A 6,186-nucleotide genomic window follows, 5' to 3' on the forward strand; every position below is an offset into this window, starting at 1 on the left:
CCGATCTACTTCAAAGAAGGGTTAAATTGAATCTAGCCCTAGTTAAGTTGAGATATCTGCTCATGACAACCTCAGTAGAGTATATCCCCGTTACCCCGATTGAGTACCCAGATGAGGATGGTAAGCCAATGGCTGAAGGTGATTTACAGCGCAAGTGTCTCGTATACGCTACCACTGTGCTGGAAATTTATTTTCAAAATCACCCAGATGTATACGTTGCTGGTAATCTATTTATTTACTACGAAAAAGGTTATCCAGAATCAGTCGTAGCCCCAGATGTATTTGTAGTGTTTGGAGTGGAAAACCGTGACAGACGCTCTTACAAAACTTGGGAAGAAAATAATCAAACCCCAGATTTTGTTCTAGAGATTACCTCAAAAAGCACCCGCAGCAAAGACCAAGGTGCAAAGAAAGGAATTTATGCCTTTCTAGGAGTGCGTGAATATTTCCAATATGACCCCACAGGCGATTATCTCAATCCCCAACTCCAGGGTTTACACTTGGTCGATGGGAATTATTTTCCAGTAGCAGCCAATACCCTGCCAGATGGTACAGTGTCCCTACCCAGTGAAGTTTTGGGGCTAGAGTTACGCCTGGAAGCAGGAAAACTACGTTTTTACAATCTAGCTACGAGTCAAATACTTCTAACTCATGAAGAGGAAGCAGCTGCACGACAAGCCGCAGAAGAGAAAGCGCAAAGATTAGCTGCTAAACTTCGAGAATTAAATATTGATCCAGATAGCCTTTAGCTAAATCCGGCAGTGTTAATAAAATAATAGGGTGAGTATGATTTACCCACCCTAATTATGCTTAGTAAATTAGACAATAATCTCAAAGTTTTCCATTAATCTTACGCCTAATGATTTCCATCTGGGCTTGCATATCAGCTTCTGTCACAGGCATAGGATAGCCTTTAGAATTAGGGTCACGTTTGCTCATTAAAAAACGTAGAGCTTCAATGTCTTCGCGGTTTTCCACCACGTAAGCTCTCAACTCTGAAAAACTCATTTGCTCATAATTCTGGTTCATTGACAAAATCCCAGATTCCATTACTTAGTACAATGATTTGGAGTTCATCTCTAGCCAGGATGTAAACTTGCCCTGTTTTGTCGTCAAATCGAAATAAACGGATGTCTTTGTAAAGATTTGACAGCATTTGACAAACCCGTACACAGGCTAAGGCTTGCTCTGTTGTTGGTAAAATAAACGAACGCTCCTCACTACCAATATAAGGTGGGCAATGCCCACCCTACTGCTGTTGATTATTTTTTGTGAGACTATAGCGGACGATAGACGCGATAGTTGATTTCGGGGAAGATATTATCCATTAACTCGACTTTTTCCAACCAACCACTGTCAACTTTGCCGACTTTAACATCTTCGTAGAGCTTATTGAACCGCATTAGGTGCGATCGCGTCCGTCTAACTGCATAGGGTACCATTGTTCCCGTCCGCATAATAAATGCCCAGTCGGAAGATTGTGCTAATAACAATTCCCTCGCCGCTTGGTTGAGCGCTCTCCACTGCAATTCATCCTCTGGTTCCAAACGCGAGATTTCAATCATCCGTTCAGCAGCTTTGTGCAAATGCGGATAAACCCATGCATTCGTTTCATTCAACCAATATTCGTGGAAACCCTTGAAACCCCAACTCGACTGCGAAGGACGACAGACTTGCTGCGTCGGCTGTTCCCGCAAATAGTCTGCTAAATGGGTCATTTGATATGTTCCTTGGTCATACCACGACTTGCGGAATAGGTAATCGATGAACCAAGGGCCTTCATACCACCAATGTCCAAATAACTCTGCGTCATAAGGCGAAACGATGATTGGCGGGCGCTGCATTATACCATAAAGATGCTCAGATTGCCGCTCTCGATTATACATAAAGTTAGCAGCGTGTTCTGCGGCCTTTTCCCTAGCCCAATACGGATCGTAAAGTGCTTTATCTGAAAGTCCTAAGCCACGTCCCGTAATTTTGTGATACTTAATACCCGTATTCTTCCTCTGACCATTAGGCATGATGTAGGGCTTAATGTATTCATACTCTGCTTCCCAGCCCAAATCTTTGTAAAATTCTCGATATTCTGCTGCTCCAGGATAGCCTACCTCAGAAGACCATACCTGTTGGGACGATTCATGATCTCGACCAAAGGCAGCAACACCAGTTTCTGTATAAATTGGGGCATAAGTGCCAAAGCGCGGACGCGGACGGGCGTAAAGGATACCATGCCCATCAGTAAGGAAGTAGCGTAACCCAGCATCTGCTAGCATCCGCTCTACACTTTCATAGTAGGCGCATTCAGGCAACCAAATGCCTCTGGGTGCTTTTCCAAAGGTTTGCTCGTAATGTTCGCAGGCTACCTGAATTTGTGCCCAGACTGCTTCTGGATACATTTTCATCAACGGCAAATAGCCGTGAGTAGCGCCGCAAGTGATGATTTCCAGGTTGTTACTGTCTTGGAACTGCTTAAAAGCTGTCACCAAGTCACCTTGATTGCCTTCCCATATCTGACGTGCTTCTTTAAACTCAGTAATGTAATGTTCGGCTAAATAACGAAGATGTCCGTTATTGACATTATGTTCTGCTTCTAGTTCTATAAGTTCTTCTAGTTGGGCTAAGTGTGCGTCATAGCGTTCTTGCAGCAGAGGATCACGAAGCATCGACACTAGAGGTGGTGTCATACTCATCGTAATTTTAAAGTCGATACCGTCTCGCTTTAAGCCTTCAAATACTTTGAATAATGGAATGTAGGTTTCTGTGATGGCTTCATAGAGCCATTCTTCCTCCAGCACGTAGTCACTTTCCGGGTGACGAACGAAGGGCAGATGTGCATGGAGTACAAGCGCGACGTAGCCGATAGCCATAGTGATTTTGGGGTGATACTTGTAAGTTGAAGGTCGAGAGGTTTGGCAGAAATTAACAATATTTTAAGACTTATGGGGATCGTAATACCAATTTGAAATCACATTGGGGAGCATCTCACTTTTGTAAAAATACCCCTAGCCCTGACGATTGGAATTCGCGGCTATACAGACAAAACCCACTCCGGTGGGTTTCAAACTCCTTATTTTTTACTTTCTAACTTGGGTTTGTATTGACTCTGCTTTTTAGCTTCAAGGTGGATTCTGGATCAATTTGTTGGTAAAGTTGAGTTTAAAGAGCGATGCCTACGGTGGTCACTGAGCCTGTCCTGAGCTTGTCCTGAGCTTGTCCTGAGCGTAGCCGAAGGGCGCAGCCGAAGTGCGGGCTACGCCTACGCCAGAATTATCCAAAAAAACGTTCAACTTGAACGCCAAAACCCGCTAACAGTGGTGATGTGATTTCGTCATCAGCCACCAAGGTTGTGATCAGTTTTAATTGGGCAGCTTCTCTGCGATAAACTTCTAGCTGCTGTAATTGCCAATTTGCAATCCAATATTCTTGGACTCCTGTGGATGAGTATAGTTTCAGCTTGGCTTCTCGATCTCGACGTTCGTTAGTTGTCCCAGGAGAAAGGACTTCCACAATGAGTTCTGGCGCTCCTCTCAAATGCCCTTCCTCATCTAGCAATTGTGCTAAACGCTCACGACTAATCCAAACTACATCGGGTATGACATTATCGGCATCTGTAAAAATTATGCCGGGAGTTTGACGGGTTTCCCCTAGCCCACTAGAGCGAGACCAAATTTGTAACTCTAAGCATATATTACCGGCAGTCCCTTGATGTCTCCAGTGAGGCGCTCTAGTCACAAATAGTTCTCCGTCAATAATTTCATAGCGCTTCCATTCGTCGGTTGTGAGTAATTCTAAGTCTGAGGTTGTCCAACGGACTTGATCAGATATTGTTTGGTTCATAGGACTATTTTTCCATGCCTAGTTTAGAGATAAAAATTCTATTTTCAGAATATTTGCTCAGGATCAATACCTGCGCCTCGCAAGCGTTCTGCCAAGATTGCAGCCCGTTGACGTTCTTGTTCTAGTTGTTGGTTTGTTTGCTGTAACTGTTGGTTTGCTTGCTGTAACTGTTGGTTTGCTTGCTCTAACTGTTGATTTGATTCTTCCTCTGGCAACATCACCAACTGCCTGTCTGGTGTAAAAAAGCGTAATTTGCCTAAATATACTGCCAAATACAGCCCTAATTGCTGACTCCACAACCAACCTGACTCAGTGGGTACAAGGTCTTGATATTGCCCATCAACTAAGTGAAATCCCTGTAATTCTAGGTTGTTTGGGTCAAACCAAAAGTAATCTGGAGTGCGAAATGTATTTTGGTAAATTTGCTTTTTCAAACCTTTATCAACCGAGGCAGTGGAATTAGATAACATCTCAATAATCACATTGGGGTATTTGCCGTCTTCTTGCCACACAACCCAGCTTTTGCGGTCTTTTTTTTCTGTATCTAAAACCACAAAGAAATCAGGGCCTCGAAATTCTTCTGACTTTTTCTGGTTAGGACTGAAATAGATAGTCAGGTTGCCAGTAGCATAAAAATCCTGACGATCGCGCCACCACCATTTAATCAGGCGGATAAGTAAATCGATTTGTTCGCGGTGTAAATCAGATTCCAAGGGGGGTTCGTCACTATAGAGGTCGCCTGGTGGGAAAATTATACTCTCAGTGACATCTTCTAAACTAGCGGTGGCAGCAAGGGGCTGAGACATACAAGATAGGTTTTCTATTTGTATCCATGCTATCGTGACCAACCTTTACATAGAAGCGCGTAGGCGCAGGCCGCACTTCGATATGGTTCAACTTTGCTCACCAGCCGCTCAGTGACCATTGTAGACATCGCACTCCTTATTCCTCATCTCGATATAACTCTTGCAAGTCCTGTAACTGAGTCTTGCGGGAAATGCGGCGATATTTTTTACTTTCTAACTTGGGTTCGTATTGACTCTGCCCTTTGCCTTTGCTTTTTAACTTCATTGTAGATTCAGGATCAGCTTGTTGGTGCAGCTGAGTTTCATGAGCGATCGCATCATCCAAAAATTCTAAATAATGTTCATATCGTTCCCAGTCTCCCCGCACCACACACTCAGGCTCGTCTCGATGCAGACAATCACTAAACCGACAGCTAGCAACTGCTAACCGCTTTCTTGCTTCTGGGAAATAATGGATTAATTCTTCTGGGTTACAATCCATATCCGGCTGATTAAAGCCAGGAGTATCTGCAAGCATTCCACCGCTAGGCAACTCAAATAATTCTATATGGCGAGTGGTATGACGACCACGAGCTAGTTTGCCAGAAACTTCTCCTACTCGCAGCCCAAGAGAGTCAATCAGGGAATTAATCAAGCTGGATTTACCCACGCCGGAAGGCCCAGCAATTACAGTAATTTTATTGCTCAAATATTTAGCTGCTTGGTCAGTATTTATACCATTTTTGACGCTGATAAATATTGGTTCATAGCCCCAACTAAGTAGGCGATCGCTAATTTGCTGCTGTTCCTGCTGTGTAATTAAATCACTTTTATTCAAACATAAAAGTACATCTAAGCCAGTAGACTCAGCCTTAATCAGAAACCGACTCAGTTGATAAGGTTCCAAAGGTGGATCGGCAACGGCAAATACCAATAGGATTTGGTTAACATTGGCGATCGCCGGACGATCCAATTCACTTTGGCGGGGTAAAACATCAGCGATCGCTCCCCGTCCCCCAGCCCAATCTGGTTCTTCTACCACAACGCGATCGCCTACCATCACCTGTTGTCCGATTTTTTTCAGGCGTGTTCGGCGAGTACAGAGGAGGAGGAGGGGATGAGGGGGATGGGGAAGATGAGGAGGATCTTGCTCCCTCATCTCCCTTATCTTCCTTATCTCCCTTATCTCCCCATCCTCTTGATCCAGCTGTACTCGGTAAAAATTAGCCTGCACGGCCACCACCGTACCCAATAACTGTCCAGTTGCAGCAAAATTTTCCCCTGTCATTGGCTAGCAACTGGACGGCGTACTAACAGAGAAAAATAACTAGTGCAGTTTGTAATTTGTTCCACCTGATAACCTGCCATTGTTAGACTATCGGGAACCTGCTCAATCGGCTCACCAGGGTCTAGCCAGACTTCTAGTAAACCTCCCAATGGCATTTTCTCCAGACGTAGTTTTGTCCGCACAAAATTAATTGGGCAAGGAGTGCCGCGTAAATCAAGTTGAGCATCAGGAGTTAAAAGAGAAGAGGGCTTCATTCATTACTTAAATAAATTTCCC

At 44.1% G+C, this 6,186-nt stretch carries 8 protein-coding genes; 1 reads left to right on the plus strand and 7 read right to left on the minus strand.

Going from position 1 to position 6,186, the window contains the following annotated elements; all coding sequences use genetic code 11:
* Positions 1–62 precede the first annotated feature (62 nt).
* Complete coding sequence (locus LC574_RS21895; protein ID WP_229455601.1) at positions 63–749, plus strand: Uma2 family endonuclease; 687 nt, start codon at positions 63–65, stop codon at positions 747–749.
* An 82-nt stretch (positions 750–831) separates the two neighbouring features.
* Here the strand turns inward: LC574_RS21895 and LC574_RS21900 are convergent, their stop codons facing one another.
* The 7 genes from LC574_RS21900 to LC574_RS21930 all read right to left on the minus strand — a co-directional run bounded on the left by LC574_RS21900 (position 832) and on the right by LC574_RS21930 (position 6,164).
* On the minus strand, positions 832–1,029 hold the full coding sequence (locus tag LC574_RS21900; protein WP_229455602.1) for a hypothetical protein: 198 nt from the start codon (positions 1,027–1,029) through the stop codon (positions 832–834).
* Entirely contained in the window at positions 1,013–1,156 is a 144-nt protein-coding gene (locus tag LC574_RS21905) for a hypothetical protein (protein WP_229455604.1), read from the minus strand. The genes LC574_RS21900 and LC574_RS21905 overlap by 17 nt, the downstream gene beginning before the upstream one ends.
* Before the next feature lie 121 nt (positions 1,157–1,277).
* Positions 1,278–2,867, minus strand: coding sequence for a glycoside hydrolase family 57 protein (locus tag LC574_RS21910; RefSeq protein WP_229455605.1), 1,590 nt, complete (start codon positions 2,865–2,867; stop codon positions 1,278–1,280).
* A gap of 400 nt (positions 2,868–3,267) precedes the next feature.
* Positions 3,268–3,837, minus strand: a complete 570-nt coding sequence (locus LC574_RS21915; protein ID WP_229455606.1) for a Uma2 family endonuclease — start codon at positions 3,835–3,837, stop codon at positions 3,268–3,270.
* A gap of 44 nt (positions 3,838–3,881) precedes the next feature.
* Positions 3,882–4,643 carry a Uma2 family endonuclease gene (locus LC574_RS21920; RefSeq protein ID WP_229455607.1) on the minus strand — a complete coding sequence of 254 codons (762 nt, stop codon included), beginning with the start codon at positions 4,641–4,643 and terminating at the stop codon, positions 3,882–3,884.
* Between the two features lie 136 nt (positions 4,644–4,779).
* Positions 4,780–5,910, minus strand: a complete 1,131-nt coding sequence (rsgA, locus tag LC574_RS21925; protein ID WP_229455609.1) for a small ribosomal subunit biogenesis GTPase RsgA — start codon at positions 5,908–5,910, stop codon at positions 4,780–4,782.
* Positions 5,907–6,164: a sulfurtransferase TusA family protein gene (locus LC574_RS21930; protein ID WP_100900138.1), complete on the minus strand. Its 258-nt coding sequence runs from the start codon at positions 6,162–6,164 to the stop codon at positions 5,907–5,909. Before LC574_RS21930 ends, rsgA begins: the two co-directional genes overlap by 4 nt.
* Positions 6,165–6,186: the final 22 nt, after the last annotated feature.

The sequence above is a fragment of the Nostoc sp. CHAB 5715 genome, from assembly GCF_020829685.1.
Taxonomy (GTDB): domain Bacteria; phylum Cyanobacteriota; class Cyanobacteriia; order Cyanobacteriales; family Nostocaceae; genus Nostoc.

Coding starts and splice junctions, on each gene's coding strand:
- LC574_RS21895 (WP_229455601.1), top strand. CDS start 63: ATGACAACCTCAGTAGAGTATATCCCCGTTACCCCGATTGAGTACCCA.
- LC574_RS21900 (WP_229455602.1), bottom strand. CDS start 1,029: ATGAACCAGAATTATGAGCAAATGAGTTTTTCAGAGTTGAGAGCTTAC.
- LC574_RS21905 (WP_229455604.1), bottom strand. CDS start 1,156: ATGCTGTCAAATCTTTACAAAGACATCCGTTTATTTCGATTTGACGAC.
- LC574_RS21910 (WP_229455605.1), bottom strand. CDS start 2,867: ATGGCTATCGGCTACGTCGCGCTTGTACTCCATGCACATCTGCCCTTC.
- LC574_RS21915 (WP_229455606.1), bottom strand. CDS start 3,837: ATGAACCAAACAATATCTGATCAAGTCCGTTGGACAACCTCAGACTTA.
- LC574_RS21920 (WP_229455607.1), bottom strand. CDS start 4,643: ATGTCTCAGCCCCTTGCTGCCACCGCTAGTTTAGAAGATGTCACTGAG.
- rsgA (WP_229455609.1), bottom strand. CDS start 5,910: ATGACAGGGGAAAATTTTGCTGCAACTGGACAGTTATTGGGTACGGTG.
- LC574_RS21930 (WP_100900138.1), bottom strand. CDS start 6,164: ATGAAGCCCTCTTCTCTTTTAACTCCTGATGCTCAACTTGATTTACGC.